Here is a 15,114-nt window from a genome sequence, read left to right as displayed (position 1 = left end):
GTAATAAAATAATAGAAAAAGAAAAGATGAAAATGGATAGGAAAACCACTTATAAAAGGAGAGAATCCAATGAGAAAAATTTCAAAATTAAAAATGTTTTCACTTTTATCTGCCCTGCTAATCATGTTAACTGCTTGTGGAGCGGAGGAATCAAGTTCAGAAAGTTCAACTACAGAAGGTAGTGACAGTAGCACGGAGCCAGCAGAAGAGTTAATTTCATTTAAAATTGGAATTAACAAAATTGGGGCTTTAACAAATGTTTGGGCAGCTGAGCAATTAGGAATCTTTGAAGAATATGGACTAGATGTTGAGTTGATTGAATTTAGGTCTGGAGCAGAGGCAATTAACGCACAACGTTCAGGAGAGGTACATGTAGTAAATTCATTTCCGGGTGCAGCAATGGTAGCCAATGAGCAAGGCTTTGATTTAGTTGCAGTAGCTCAAAATGAAACGGCTAAGGCTGAAGGACCAGATTCAGGGGCCATCATTGTACAAGAAGATTCTGAGATCCAAAGTTTAAGTGACTTAGCTGGGAAAAAAATAGCTGTTTATAACTTACGCAACCAGTTAGTCATCGCGTTAAATAATCTTATAGAAGAGGCAGGGGTTTCACCGGATGATGTTGAGCTTGTTGAAGTTCCTTTCTCCAGTATGTATGATACCTTGATCAATAATCAAGTTGATGCTGTATCCACAGTAGATCCTTACACTACACAAATTCTTACCAGCGGTGAAGGCAGAGTGATTTCTTGGAACTATGTTGAGAGTATCCCTGAACAACCTCTTGGAGCATGGTTTGCAAGAGCGGATTACGTTAATGAAAACGAAGAAGCCATTTCAAGATTTAATGCTGCAATTTCAGAGTCAATGGAGTATATGTTAGAAGATGAAGATCGTGCTAGAGAGCACATTGTAGAGTTTACGGGAATTGATGCTGATTTAGTAAATGAGATGCCGATGATTGGCTGGAGCAATAATATTAACGTTGACGTTTGGCAAGAGATCGTTGATATGTTTGTAGAGGCAGGCGAGTTAGAAGAACAGCTCAATGTAGAAGATTATATAGCTAAAATCGCAAAAAACAAATAACTCTCTAGGGAGAAAGGGTGGATAAGAATGTCTTTACAAAATTCTCTTGCCTTATATCCGAAAACTGAAAAAGCAGACGTAAAGAAGATTATAGAAATAAATAATATTACTAAACAATTTAATGTTAATAAAAAAAGGATTACTGTATTTAATGAGTTTTCATACGGAATTAAGGAAGGGAGTTTTTTATCCATTGTGGGCCCTTCTGGGTGTGGAAAATCGACATTGTTAAAAATGATTTCAGGTTTGGAGCAACCAACAGACGGAAAAGTCATGTTTAATGGAAAAGCCATCTCAGGGCCACCTAAGGGAATGATTTATGTTTTTCAACAATATTCAAAATCTATCTTTCCATGGTCTACAGTGCTAGAGAATATAGAATTTGGATTGAGAAGCCATAAAAAGGTTAAAAGCAAGCAAGAAGCAAAAGAGAAGTGTATGGAATACATTCGATTAGTTGGCCTGGAAGGATATGAGCATCATTATCCTTCCCAGCTTTCGGGTGGAATGCAACAACGTGTGGTGATAGCAAGAGCATTAATCTGTGAACCAGAAGTATTACTCATGGACGAACCATTTAGTGCAGTCGATGCAATGACCCGTGCGATTTTACAAGAGCTATTATTAAAGATTTGGGAGTCCATTCCTATTACAATTTTGTTTGTTACTCATGATGTAGACGAAGCGGTTTTTCTGTCTAGTCAAATTATCTCTCTCGGAAAAGGAGATGAGGGAGTGAAAGAAGATTTAGAAATTACATTGCCTTATCCTCGTGATCAAGTTGAAACGCGCAAGAACAGTAAATTCACAACTATTCAGAGTAAGTTATTCTCAAGTATTTTTGAACAGGAAAAACAAGCATAGTCTCTTTAGAATCTTGTTATAAAAAAAGGGGGAGGCAATTTGAAGAAGAGTTGGTCAGGTTTTTTATTAATTATTATACTATTAATCCTATGGGAGTTGTCTTCACGTAATGGATGGGTAGATTCAGTGAGTGTTCCTCAAGTAAGTCAGATTTTAAAAGCTTGGGGAGGCTTAATTATCACCGGTGAGTTATTCAATCAACTTCTACCAAGTTTGGCACGAGTGTTTATTGGATTTTTACTAGCTGCTGCCGTAGCAATTCCATTGGGGATTATTATGGGCATGTTCTCTCCAGTATATCGCTTGCTAGAACCGATAACTGAATTTATCCGTCCGATTCCAGCTTCTGCATACATTCCCATTGCTATATTATTTTTAGGAATCGGGGATGAAATGAAGGTGTTTGTTATCTTTCTCTCTTGTTTCTTTCCGATATTATTAAACACGTACAGTGGGGTGCGTGGGGTTGATCCAGTGTTAATTGATACTGGTAGAACGTTCGGTGTACCAAAAGTTCAATCTCTCTACCAGATCATCTTACCGGCTTCCTTACCAACTGTCCTTACTGGGTTACGAATCTCTATAGGGATTGCCATAATGGTTGCTGTTGTGGCCGAGATGATTTCTGGAAATAACGGCATTGGTTATTATATTCTTGATATGCAACGTATATTCCGTGTAGCAGAAATGTTTGCAGGTATCTTTACATTAGGAATCTTAGGGTATACGATCAATTATTTATTCTTGGTGTTGGAGAAATATTTACTAAGATGGAGAACAAATGAAGTTTAGAAAGTCGAATGGGTAGTGAATTGTAATTTCCTACTGGGACTTAAATCTATTAAAGTGATAAGTACCTATATTTTGATCTGGAGAGAAGGACGATTCGTATTGGAGTCGTCCTTTTCTCAATTAGTAAGAGACTTGAACAGGTAATTGTGAGACGATCCTTTACCCTGTGCCTTATCCTGTGCCTGTCACCACCCGATATTTGTCGACAGGCATTTTTATATGGAATGAAATTGTAAAATGATGTATACATATGAAAAGGTTTATGAGATTCTGAATGTAATTAAAGCGTTTTAATTTTGTTGTTGGGGGGAGGGCGAAAGATGATTCGTGTGTATCAGGTGTGTTTAATTCTGCTTTTGACAATGGTAGTGGGGTGTTCATCTACGGGAGAAACGACAATTAAGGTAGAGGTTAGTCCGGAAAATCAAGTGCAGGCAAATTGGATCTTTCAAGGGACAGAGGAAAATTATACACCTTCTGCTGGTGTGGTTGAAGAGGGGATTCTTTACATTGGAGATTCTAACAAGAATTTTTATGCGCTTGAGCAGGACACGGGAAATGTTGTTTGGATGTATGAGAGTCACACAATTAATCCATTTCGTCCAGTAATAGCGGGGGAAATTGTTTTGTTTTCGAATTATGGAGGCCGATTATACGCGTTAAATAAGCGAAATGGAGAGCGTATATGGGATTTTCAAACGGAAACGGGAATGAGTAATCAAGCAACGGTGATTCAGGATAGTGTGTTTATCGGTGATACGAGCGAAACAATATATGAACTTGATTTGAAGTCAGGAGAAGTACTGAGTAATCAACCAGGGTACATAAAAGATGAAGGAATACAAGTGGTAGACGGTCTTTTTTATCTTTATGATAACTTTGACAATCTCATCTACTCTATGGAGCCGGAGACAGGAGAGCGAGTTTGGGAGTTTCAATTGGAGGAAGATCTGACACCGAGCAAACCTATCATTCATAATGGGAAAATCTATGTAACAGCTGGAGACATATTCGAGAAGGTTGGGAGTTTGTTTGTGCTGGAACTGGAGACAGGAGAGGAACTTTGGAGAAGTGATTATGATGGGGTGATTTATTCCTCACCTGTTGTTACAGACGAGTCTATTACGTTCGCTGTTGGAGAGAAGGTGGTTACACTCTCTCACGAACGAGATGTTTTATGGGAAGTAGCGCTTGATGACGAGGCGTATACATTTGCAGGTAGCCCGTTAGATGGGGTTATTTTTGTTGGGACAGAAGGAAAAGTTACGGAGTTTCTTTTGAAAGATGGAGAGGTTCAGTCTACTTATTTATTTGATGTTCCGTATATTGAGAGATTCACTCTTAGTAGAAAAACTCTTACTCTGTCAGGGAAAGGAAAAGTGGCAACTTTTTATAGTGAATTATTAGGGCAGCAGGATCGCGATTATTATGAGGGCTTCGAAGATGTGGAGCTTATGCTTGAGGAAAGGAAGCCGGAAGAAGAAGAGGCAGAACAAGAAGAGCCAGTGAGTCAGGTTCCTGCGAAGCAATTTGAAGCAGGGGAGTATGTCTCTTATCTTGGTACCCTTGTTATCTCGAATGTGACAGATGGCGAATTGGATTTTGATATTTATGTGAGTTCCAATTTGCATACAGGGGAACTTGCCGGTAGGGCCCAAATTAACAATCATAAAGCCGTTTTTTTTGACGATGAACATGCGGAGTTTATGAGTGGAGAAGCGTGTGAATTAACGCTAACCTTGATGGAGGGGTATATTGAAGTGAGCCAAAATTTTGGATGTACCGCTTATCATGGCGTGGCTGTTTCGTTTGAGGGGAGTTTTTATAAAGAGGAAAGTCAGGCAGTAGAGGAAGAGGAGCCTGTAGTTTCGACTAATTCCGGCGCGAAGAGTTCTGATGATAGCTTTTTAACAGCTGCTGCTAACGGTGCAATGACAGGGTGTGAGTATTCATTAAACGCTGGCGTTACAGGTGAGGACATCATTGATGAAAAAGGGGTCCCTGAATGGGAAGGATACTTTGATGGAGGATACGGAATTAAGTATGGATCATGTATTTACTATGTTGCTAGTTATTTAGATGAAGTGATTAGTACGATTGATATGGCTGGAGCATCCTTGGATCTAACGCCTACTCAGGCTAGGGATCGATTTGGATTGCCTATAAGTGAGGGAGTTAGCGATATTGATGGTAGTTATATAATGATCTATGAGTCCAATGGGTTTAGGGTGTATCTGTATTTTGCGGATAGTGAAACAAAGTTGGAGATGGTGAGGTTACAGTAGGTGGGGAGTGTGAAAGAGACGAGGGAGCAGGCACCTCGTCTTTTTTGCTTGAGAAAATAACAGGCCTCTGACATTCCGAAAACTAGGTGCAGATACACGAAAAATAGTTTATAATAAGTTGTAAGTAGTAGTTCTTTTTACCTAATTAAAATCAAGTGGAAAGCAGGAGCTCTGTATGAAAAAGAGTAGCAATAAGGTGATTCTACTAAGTATTTTTGTTTACATATTCGTGTATTATGCTGTTATATTATTTGGAAATGATGAAGCTTCGTTTACTCGCCTGACTCGTAACGTTATATCGTCCGTTGGTCCATTCATATCAATGATTTTATTATATTTAGCATATAAAAGAACGACGGGGAAGGAACGGACATTCTGGTTATGGTTAACGTTAGGATCAGCCAGTTATTTTCTAGCCGAGTTAGTTTGGATGTACTATGAAAGTATATTGCAAGTGGATGTACCTTTTCCAGGCTTAGCTGATGTCTTTTATATATTTCAAATCTTCTTCTACTTTACCGCGCTTATTTATTATTTTTCTCGTTTTACTTCGTTTGCGAAATCAATTCAGTTTGTTTTTGAGTTGTTGATTATTATGGTTGTTACAACGACCTTAAGCTATTATTTTATCATTGAAAAATTGCTTATCGATCCTGAACTAACTGGGTTGTTTCTTTTTGTTTCCTTGGGGTATCCACTGGGGTGCTTGGCTTTAATTTTTCCAGCTTTGTTGTTGTTCTTTGGGTTGAGAGAGATCCGTTATAAAAAGGCTATGTCTATTATTTTACTAGCTGTCAGTATTCAGGCTGTTTCCGATTCAGGTTATATGTATCTTCAATTAACAAATCAATACAAAACGGGGAGTTTAGTTGATCCGTTGGTTACGCTTGCGATTTTGTTAGTTGGGTATTCTAGCTTGCAAACGAGGAAAGAAGCTGCCATTATTGATTCTCATAATATAGTTAGAATAAAGATATTTAGATTTCTTCTTCCTTATGTGAGTTGTCTTGGGCTTATTTTGTTCATTATATTATTTGACAGGGAGCATACGGTTTTAACGATTGGTGGTTTTCTATCTGTTGTGTTGGTCATGGTCAAGCAAATCTTCGTTCTCCTTGCAAATAAGCAGCTAGTTGCTGATTTAAATGAAAGCAACCAAAGGTTTCAGTCTCTCTTTTATAAGCATCCTGATGCAGTCTATTCTTTGAATCTAGATGGTGAGTTTATTAAAGTGAATCAAACGGCTGCTGAATTGGCTAATATGACTCAAGACGAATTGTTAGGTCAATCCTTCTACTCTTTTCTAGAAGAAATAGATCGGGATAAAGGAGTTGAGCATTTTCGCAGAGCTTGTGCAGGGGACCATCAACATTTTGAAGGTAAAGTGAAAAGTGGAATTGGCAATTTGTTAGATGTTTCATTGACCATGATTCCTACGTATGTAGAAGAAAATGTGGTTGGGGTTTATTTGATTGTTAAGGACATTACCTTGCTGAAAAAAGCCGAAGCGAAAACAAACTTTTTAGCTTATCATGATTCGTTAACTGGATTGTCTAATCGAGTCTTTTTTGAAGGATGCTTGCAACATGAATTGGGTAGGAGGAAGGAAGATGGTAGTGGGTTCGCTGTCTGTCTAATTGATCTTGATCGGTTTAAGTTAATTAATGATACACTTGGACATGATGCCGGGGATGAATTGCTGATTGAGATTGCGAATCGACTCAGGTCTAGTGTGAGAGATGGGGACGTTATCGCAAGACAAGGTGGAGATGAATTTACCTTATTGCTTAAAAATATTACTCAAAAGGAAGACATCTTGACGATTGTAGAGAGATTAATGGTTCATTTAAGTGCTCCTTATGAGATTCGAGGATACGAGTTTTTTACGACCCCGAGTATTGGGATTTCCTTTTACAAAGAGGGAAATGAGACGGCAGTAGATGTTATGAAACAAGCAGATGTCGCGATGTATGAATCAAAAAGAAATGGGAAAAATCAATTTACGTTTTATCGGGAAGGGATGGGTGGGGGTGCCTGTCACCACCCGAAATTACTCGATAATTGTCGAAAGTAGATATGTCTGATTTGGAGGCAATGAAAAAAGAGTGAACCAATGAGGTCCACTCTTTTTGTGATTGATTTTTACTCTTATCAATCTTCTTCCATAATTCTTTCGCAAAGGCTTGATAACCCTTCTTCGCTAAATGGATATTTTCAGGGTTCGGGAGCGGGAAGTGTGTTTCGTAATTTTTCGAAATGACTTTATCGGTTGGGATGTACGTGTAGCCGTTGGCTGTTGTAACTGCCTTAAGGATGGTTAGATTTAATAGAGGAGAGTCCGAACAGGTCTGAAACGCATAAATTTCTGATTATCCGCATTGGAAGGCGATTTATCCGCATAAATTTTTAGCTAGCCGCATATTACTTCGAATTTGCCGCATATGATCTTCGTTTTGGCGCAAATCTACTAAATTGATGCTAGTGCCTTCAGATTCGGCGCGACTATTGAGGTTTTTTTTGCATATTTCCAATATTATAATCATTGCAGAGATGGTTTTTCCTAAAATACGAACACATACCACCTTCTCTTTTACTGTCATACAACAAATTATTTCTCAGGTAGATAAAGTTGATAACTCACACTTTATACACGCTTTTTTCCACATTACGGAGATATTCACAGATGAAAGCTGCATGAAGATTAATGGTGACCAATTATTCATCATAATTAGAATTTATATTCTTGAGCGAGTTAAGGAAGGGACGAGGAACTTGTCGCCTGGCTCAAATATATCAAATTGTTGCATTTTTATAAAAATAAGTTCCGGACATCCTATTTTTTTGATATATTTATAATAAGATGTTTAAAAACGCAACAGAGGGTGATGACGTGAAGATTGTAGCAATTGCACCTTATCCAGGATTGAAGGAACTGATTGAATCTACCGTAAATGAAGAAGTGAATATAGAAGTGCAGGTTGAAGTAGGTGATTTGCAACAAGGTGTGGAGATTGCCAAAAGGGCAGAAGCGAATGGTGTAGATGTTATCATTAGCAGAGGAGGGACCGCAGCTCTTATTCGGGATGAAGTCAACATTCCGGTAGTCGAAATTGAAGTTTCGGCTTTTGATTTGTTGCGGATTTTCACACTATTAAAAGATAATCCGGATAAAAAGGGGATCGTTGGGTTTCAAAATGTTATAGAAAATGCAACAACGATTTGTTCATTATTAGATATTGATATAGCTGCATTTACCGTTTATCGAGAAGAGGATGTTCTACCTAAGTTAATGGAGTTGCAGAAAAATAACTACCATATAATTGTTGGTGATGCGATCACCGTTCGGCATGCTGAGAGCTTAGGGATGAACGGGTTTTTGCTTACATCGGGAAGAGAAAGTGTTGTAGAGGCTATTGAAGAAGCTAAAAAGGTGAGTAATCTGTTCTTTCCTTTTATGACGGAGGCAATGATACCTAAAGAGATTGTGGAGCAAAGTGAAACGGCGTTTGTCGTCATTGATCATAGTGGTGTTATTGTATATTCGAATAGCTCGGCGGACCGGATAAAAGACGCTCTTGAGCAGTCGAACATGATAGATTGGTTCAAACAAGTCATGGCTAATGGTGAAATGACTATAGTCGTCGAAGTGAACAAGGAAGCTTGGGAGCTTAAGGGGACTATATTAAAGTTGCCAAAACAAACATTTGTCTTACTTTCTTTAGCTCTTATTACTAATCTACAAGGTAAGAAATTAGAAGGAGTACGGATTAATACTCCATTTCATGGTGCTTCGCTGAAATCCTTGAATTGGTTTTCTGCTCAGAATCGTTTTATGAAGCAAACGATTGAAAAGGCAAAGGCGCTCAGTCTTCAAGATGAACCAGTTTGGATTTTGGGAGAAAGTGGAACGGGAAAGGAACAGATGGCTTATTTAATGCATCTTGGAAGCGAGAGGTCAACTTATCCTTTTCTAGTTGTAGAATGCGATTTAGTTTCTGAGGAAAATTGGGACGTATTGCTTAGCGGGGGGATGAGCAGTAGAGGAGTCTTTGGTGCTAACGAAAATGGAACGATTTACTTAAAGAAAATGGATCAGCTTACAGTGAATGTTCAAAGCAAGCTGATAGATTTTCTTAGGCAGGATCGTACGCCGTACCGCATGATAGTTTCTTCTACGGTCGACATTGAAAAAAGAGTAGAACAAGGTGAGTTTAACCATGAACTTTATTATCAATTATGCGAATTGAAACTAATCATTCCTCCGTTACGTGAACGGGTTGAAGATTTGGATGGTTTGACTCATCTATTTATTAATAAATTTAACTATGAATTTGGAAAACAATTGGCTGGTATTCGCGCTGACGCTATGCAAGAGTTGAAAGATCATAGATGGCCTGGTAATGTCGATCAGCTAAAACAGGTTTTGAAAGAGTCGGTCATCCTAGCGGAAGGTCCTTTTATTGAAAAAGAAGAAATCGATCATATTCTTCAAACGAACTCATTTGATGAGAGCTACGGGGCTTCTGTTAATCTGACTGGAACGTTGAAGGAAATTGAAATGGACATTATCAAACAAGTATTCACTGAAGAAGGAATGAATCACTCAAAGACGGCAGAAAGGTTAGGGATTAACCGATCGACATTGTGGCGTAAGTTAAAAGGTGAGTAGGATTTTTAATAGAAGACCCTTTCAGCTAATAAGTTGAAAGGGTCTTCTATTTTTGGTGCAGTGGTTAAGTGGTGTGATGCAAAAAAGCACACGTTTTTTATTTGTTACGAAATTATTAAATTTATAGTTGTAAAATAAAACGTTTTCAAATATAATGAGCTTATAAACAGGTTTTCAAGATAAGTTTTGTTTAAAAATGAAACAAATAAGTATCGTGAATTGTTTTGTGATGTGATCGGTTGAAAGGTTGCGGTTACATTGTATTGGAGGTGGAACATGCTTTTAAAAAACAGAGTTGCTATAGTAACAGGTGCTAGCAGAGGGATTGGAAGAAGCATTGCTTTAACATTAGCTAATAATGGAGCTTCTCTTATCATCAACGGCACGAATTTAGATTTATTAGATGAAGTCGCTGAGGAAGTGAGCAGTCTTGGACACCAGTGTTTCATTCATTCCGGGGATGTTACGGATCCGGAAACAGCAACAAAAGTAGTTGAAAAGGCGATTGACCAATTTGGAAAAATCGATATTTTAGTCAATAATGCAGGAATTAATAAACGAAGTTCTACTTTAGATATGGACTTAGAAAGCTGGCAACAAGTAATGGATGTCAACTTAAATGGAAACCTGTATTTTTCTAAAGCTGTATTGCCTCACATGATGAAGCAGAATTACGGGAAGATCGTGAATATGAGCTCTACCAAAGCGAAATCCGGCCACCAAAATGCAGCTCCATCCTACGGGGCGTCTAAAGCTGGCGTGAATTATTTGACACGTCATCTCGCTTTGGAAATGGCTAGCTATAACATTTATGTAAATGGTGTGTGCCCTGGCCCTATAGAAACAGACATGATTACACAATGGTCTGAAGAATACTATCAAAAAGTAACTTCGAGCATACCATTGAAAAAACTAGGAACACCTCAGAATGTAGCTGATACGGTTTTGTTTTTGGCTTCTGATATGTCTGATTTTATTACTGGTGAAATTATTAACGTAAATGGTGGAACCTATATGGACTGATACTTAGTGCGTTGCAAAAAGCAAGAAAATTCTAAAAAAACTTGTGGAATTATGCATGTTTCCTTTATAATTGACTAAGTTTTTACAAGCGCTTTCATACCCATAAAGTGGGAAGTGAAAAATGTTGCAAAAAGAAACGGATATGATTAGCCTTGGATAAGTTAAAGAGAGATGAAGTGCAAGCCACTCAAAATCTCTTGATCTTATAAAAAATAACTAGGGAGTCGGTGAATCATGAATAAATTAGAAGAATTAGGTACGAAAATTCCAAGTTTGTTTCCGCACAATCATGCATCTAACATCCTGCCACTCGGCAATGGAGATCTGTTATGTGTATGGTTTGGAGGATCGAGGGAGGGGAAGCCAGATATCTCTATTCTTTGTTCGAGATTAAAGCAAGGTGCAACGGAATGGAGCAAACCAGTGGTCCTATCCGATGATTCAGAAAGGTCAGAACAAAATCCCTTACTCTTTGAAAATCCGAATGGGGAGCTTTGGTTAATTTATACTGCGCAAAATGCCGTCCATCAAGACTCTGCAGTTGTACGCTATCGTACATCGATTGATAATGGTGAAACATGGAGTGGGATAAAGACCTTATTTGATAAACCAGGTTCGTTTGTTCGCCATCCTCCTGTTATTTTAGAAAATGGAGATCTATTACTTCCGGCTTACTATAGTTTGAAATCGGAAACAGGATTTTTAGGAAATGACTATAGTGTAGTGAAAATATCCTCAGATAATGGTACGACTTGGGAAGAGTATGAAGTGAATAACAGTAACGGACTCGTCCACATGAGTGTGGTGAAAGTAGATGATGGAAGGTTAGTAGGTTTCTTTAGAAGTAGAAAAGCTGATTATATTTATAAAAGTGAATCAAACGATAATGGAAGAACGTGGAGCGAGCCTAAAAAGACCGACCTCCCAAATAACAATGCTTCCATTCAATGTGTCAAACTGAAAAATGGCCATCTTGCTATGATTTTTAACAACATCAATGCAGAAATGGCTCCGCCAGAAGAAAATAGACCACCATGGTTTGATAAAAGCGATATGGATGAAGTCGGAGTGAGGAAAGATATCAAACATGATTCTATTTGGGGAGTTATCAGAGCTCCTTTAGCAGTAGCGATTTCCGAAGATAATGGAAACACATGGCCATATATGAGAGATATTATAGCAAAGGAAGGCTTTGAAGGTTCACCGGAATTTTCCTACCCTTCTATCAAACAAACAGAAGATTTACAAATTCACATTACCTTCACATACTTACGACAATATATTAAACATGTAACGATCACTGAAGATTGGTTGAAAAATAAGTAGAACTACAAAAAAATTAGTGAAAATTGAGGGAGGTAGAAAGAATGAAAGGTCTCAATAAGAAAGTTTTGAAAGGGTTATCATTCACACTACTAAGTATTATGCTTGTCTCTTTAATGGCGTGTTCGCAAGGTACAGCGGAAAACTCATCTTCTGAAGATGGAAATGAAGGAACGGTTGAATTAGTGGCAGCAACGATAAATCCAAGTGATTCACATCTGGCACAAACTTTAACTGCCTTTGCAGAGGAGATTGAAGAACAAAGTGATGGTGCAATCACAGTGAGGGTTCATACGGGTGGTACAGTTGGAAACGCTTCAAGTTTATATCAGTCTGTTATCTCTGGTGACATCGATTTCATTTATTCAGATACGGGATGGTTTGCGGAGCATAATCCTGTTTTCAATATTTTAAGTACAAACTATTTGTTTGAAGGTCAAGAGCATTTTGAGTCAATTGTGAATAATGACGGGAAATTAGCTTATTTTGAAGATGCACTCGTTGAAAATCCAGGACTAAAAACAATTATGTACGCTGGAGGATTAGAAAGAGACATTATTAGTACATTCCCAATTGAATCGGTTGAAGACCTAAAAGGGAAAGCGATGCGTAGTGGTGGGTCTTCTGCAGAGTTAGATTGGTGGCAGAACTTAGGGGCAAATCCTACGTCAATCGATTTCAACGAAGTTTATTCAGCTATGCAAACAGGGGTAGCGCAAGGTTCGCAAAATAGTTTAGATGCCATGATTGAACAACGTTTTGGTGAAGTGGGAAAGTATGTAGCAAGAACACAACATAATTTAACACTTGGATTTGTTGTTATGAACAACGATCGCTATGAATCTCTTAGCCAGGAGCATAAAGATGCGATTCAAAGAGCAGCAGACATTATACAACCAGAATATATTAGCAAAGCATTTGATTTGGCAGATGAAAGCATGGAGACATTAGAGAATGACTTTGGTGTAACGTTCACGAATCCGGATCGAGAAGAATTCATTGAAAGATCACGAATCCAAACAATGGAACTAGCCGAAGAGTACGGTGTTGTGGATATCGTTGAGGAGATTTTCTTTAAATAACGTAACAACTGAACTGAGACTGTCTTATAAAGTTCTGTCCCCCGTTCTGAGATACAAGATATGGTATGGATATTATGGTCATACACACGGTCGATCGTATCCTTGGGGGTCAGAAACTCTCAGACAGAAACAGGTCAACTAAGTGATTGCTGGAGGGGTCCTAATGGTTAGAAAAGTGCATTCTGCTATAACAAAGATTGCAGAATCAATAAGTATAGTAACGTTAATTTTACTCGCAGTAGCCCTTTTCGCTGGTGTTATAGCACGATATGTGTTCTCTTATTCTATTCCTGAAATAGAAGTCATCCGGAAATTTTCAATCATGTGGCTTGTTTTTATGGGATCAGCTATTGCTTTGAAAGAAAAGGTGCATTTGGAAATTGATATTTTTTCAGATTACTTAAGCAAAAATGCGATTAAAATCAAAAACATGATTGTCTATATCCTAGTATTGTTCAGTCTTATTATTCTCGTCTTTGTTGGGATTGCTGCTTTTGAATCAGGATTAAATAGAAGAGAATTGGTTTCCATTCGATTTCTTACCTCTCCTCCATCTTTAATTTACTATTATTCAGCATTTTTAGTAGGAGTCCTATTCATGCTTTATTTCCATCTTGCAAGTGCTAAAGAATTGTTTATGAAAGAGAGAAAAGAGGTGAAAAAGAAATGATTCTCCTATCGGTTGTAGGGATTTTCCTTTTCTGCTTATTATTGGGTGTTCCTGTTGCGTTTAGTATCGTAATTGCTTCAGCTATTCCCATCCTGTTAGAGCCATTGGTCAGTTTAACACAAGTGAGCTCGGTTATGATTGAATCGTTTTCTAGTTTTACCTTATTAGCCATTCCCCTTTTTATTCTTTGTGGGGGGCTTATGAATTTAACCAAGGTAACCGATGACTTAATTTATATTTCAAAAGCTTTGGTCGGGAAAGCTAAAGGTAGTTTAGCTCATATGAACATCCTGACGAGTATTTTCTTTGGAGCTATTTCAGGTTCATCCGTTGCAGATGTCGCCTCATTAGGGAGAATCTTAATTCCTGCTATGATTAAGGCGGGTTACAGTAGGGAGTTTGCTGCTACTGTAACAGCAGCATCTTCAACGATAGGTTCGATTATTCCTCCAAGTATTTTATTAATTGTCTATGGTGCATTGGCTCAGACATCTGTTGCCGCTTTATTCATAGCTGGAATAATTCCTGGTATTCTGATCGGTTTAACGCAAATGGCCTATGCGTGGTATTATGCTTCGAAAAACAATGTGGGTCCGATTGACAACGAATTAATCGGTTTAAGTAATGATGATAAGTTATCAAAAATAGTGGCAATAAAGAAATCTGTTTTTCCGTTAAGTTTATTTTTAATCGTAATTGTTGGGATTATGGCAGGAATATTTACCGCTACGGAAGCTGCTGCAATTGCTGTTTTTTATGTATTCATTGTCGCTTTCTTTCTTAAAAAGCAAAGAAACTTCAAAGAGTATATGGAGGTTATTAAGAAAGCAGCTACGGATTCAGCAACAATTTATATATTAATTGCTGCAGCCGCACTTCTTTCTTGGGTACTAACATACTACGAAGCAATGCAACCATTAATTGATTTCTTATTAGTAAATGAATTTAATCCAATTCTTTTCTTATTAATATTAACGGTTTTATATGTCATTTTAGGAACGTTTATGGAACCAAACTCAGCTATGCTGATTTTCGTACCGTTACTACTTCCGGTTATCCAGGGATTAGGAATTGATCCGGTTGTTGCCGGGATTGTGACGGTAATGGCGATTCGACTTGGAACCGTTACGCCGCCATATGGATTATCAAGTTTATTGGCAGCAAAGGTAGCGGGAACAAATGTATTAAAAATGATGAAGCATATTCTGATCTTTGTCGCCGTTTATTTGGTTTCGATTATACTCATTATTCTTATTCCTAGCATTGTGACGTTCTTACCAAACTTAATGATGAAATAAATAATAGATCAAAAGTAGC

General features: G+C 37.9%; 11 protein-coding genes. All 11 read left to right on the top strand.

The features are described from left to right. Nucleotides 1–69: 69 nt before the first annotated feature. The 11 genes from N0O92_RS01685 to N0O92_RS01635 all read left to right on the top strand — a co-directional run bounded on the left by N0O92_RS01685 (nucleotide 70) and on the right by N0O92_RS01635 (nucleotide 15,095). A complete protein-coding gene (locus N0O92_RS01685; RefSeq protein ID WP_315612869.1) occupies nucleotides 70–1,089 on the top strand; it encodes an ABC transporter substrate-binding protein in 1,020 nt (339 codons plus the stop codon). 27 nt (nucleotides 1,090–1,116) lie between these two features. After that, a complete protein-coding gene (locus tag N0O92_RS01680) occupies nucleotides 1,117–1,953 on the top strand; it encodes an ABC transporter ATP-binding protein (RefSeq protein ID WP_315612868.1) in 837 nt (278 codons plus the stop codon). Nucleotides 1,954–1,992: 39 nt separating this feature from the next. Continuing rightward, the gene (locus N0O92_RS01675; RefSeq protein WP_315612867.1) at nucleotides 1,993–2,745 is read left to right on the top strand and encodes an ABC transporter permease; all 753 of its coding nucleotides are present in this window, start codon (nucleotides 1,993–1,995) and stop codon (nucleotides 2,743–2,745) included. A gap of 320 nt (nucleotides 2,746–3,065) precedes the next feature. Beyond that, nucleotides 3,066–5,030, top strand: coding sequence for an outer membrane protein assembly factor BamB family protein (locus N0O92_RS01670; protein ID WP_315612866.1), 1,965 nt, complete (start codon nucleotides 3,066–3,068; stop codon nucleotides 5,028–5,030). Nucleotides 5,031–5,205: 175 nt separating this feature from the next. Further along, nucleotides 5,206–7,104, top strand: coding sequence for a sensor domain-containing diguanylate cyclase (locus N0O92_RS01665; protein WP_315612865.1), 1,899 nt, complete (start codon nucleotides 5,206–5,208; stop codon nucleotides 7,102–7,104). Nucleotides 7,105–7,920: 816 nt separating this feature from the next. After that, on the top strand, nucleotides 7,921–9,699 hold the full coding sequence (locus tag N0O92_RS01660) for a sigma-54-dependent Fis family transcriptional regulator (RefSeq protein WP_315612864.1): 1,779 nt from the start codon (nucleotides 7,921–7,923) through the stop codon (nucleotides 9,697–9,699). Between the two features lie 276 nt (nucleotides 9,700–9,975). Beyond that, on the top strand, nucleotides 9,976–10,722 hold the full coding sequence (locus N0O92_RS01655; RefSeq protein WP_315612863.1) for an SDR family NAD(P)-dependent oxidoreductase: 747 nt from the start codon (nucleotides 9,976–9,978) through the stop codon (nucleotides 10,720–10,722). A gap of 234 nt (nucleotides 10,723–10,956) precedes the next feature. After that, nucleotides 10,957–12,048 (top strand): sialidase family protein, encoded by a 1,092-nt coding sequence (locus N0O92_RS01650; protein WP_315612862.1) that lies wholly within the window; start codon nucleotides 10,957–10,959, stop codon nucleotides 12,046–12,048. 41 nt (nucleotides 12,049–12,089) lie between these two features. After that, the gene (locus N0O92_RS01645; protein ID WP_315612861.1) at nucleotides 12,090–13,127 is read left to right on the top strand and encodes a TRAP transporter substrate-binding protein; all 1,038 of its coding nucleotides are present in this window, start codon (nucleotides 12,090–12,092) and stop codon (nucleotides 13,125–13,127) included. 163 nt (nucleotides 13,128–13,290) lie between these two features. Continuing rightward, nucleotides 13,291–13,797, top strand: coding sequence for a TRAP transporter small permease (locus N0O92_RS01640; RefSeq protein ID WP_315612860.1), 507 nt, complete (start codon nucleotides 13,291–13,293; stop codon nucleotides 13,795–13,797). Beyond that, nucleotides 13,794–15,095: a TRAP transporter large permease gene (locus tag N0O92_RS01635; RefSeq protein ID WP_315612859.1), complete on the top strand. Its 1,302-nt coding sequence runs from the start codon at nucleotides 13,794–13,796 to the stop codon at nucleotides 15,093–15,095. The genes N0O92_RS01640 and N0O92_RS01635 overlap by 4 nt, the downstream gene beginning before the upstream one ends. Nucleotides 15,096–15,114 lie beyond the last annotated feature (19 nt).

Source organism: Alkalihalobacillus sp. MEB130 (assembly GCF_032335535.1).
Classification (GTDB): domain Bacteria; phylum Bacillota; class Bacilli; order Bacillales; family Bacillaceae_D; genus Halalkalibacter.
Note: the sequence above shows the minus strand (reverse complement) of the source record. Positions and strands in the feature narration are given on the sequence as shown.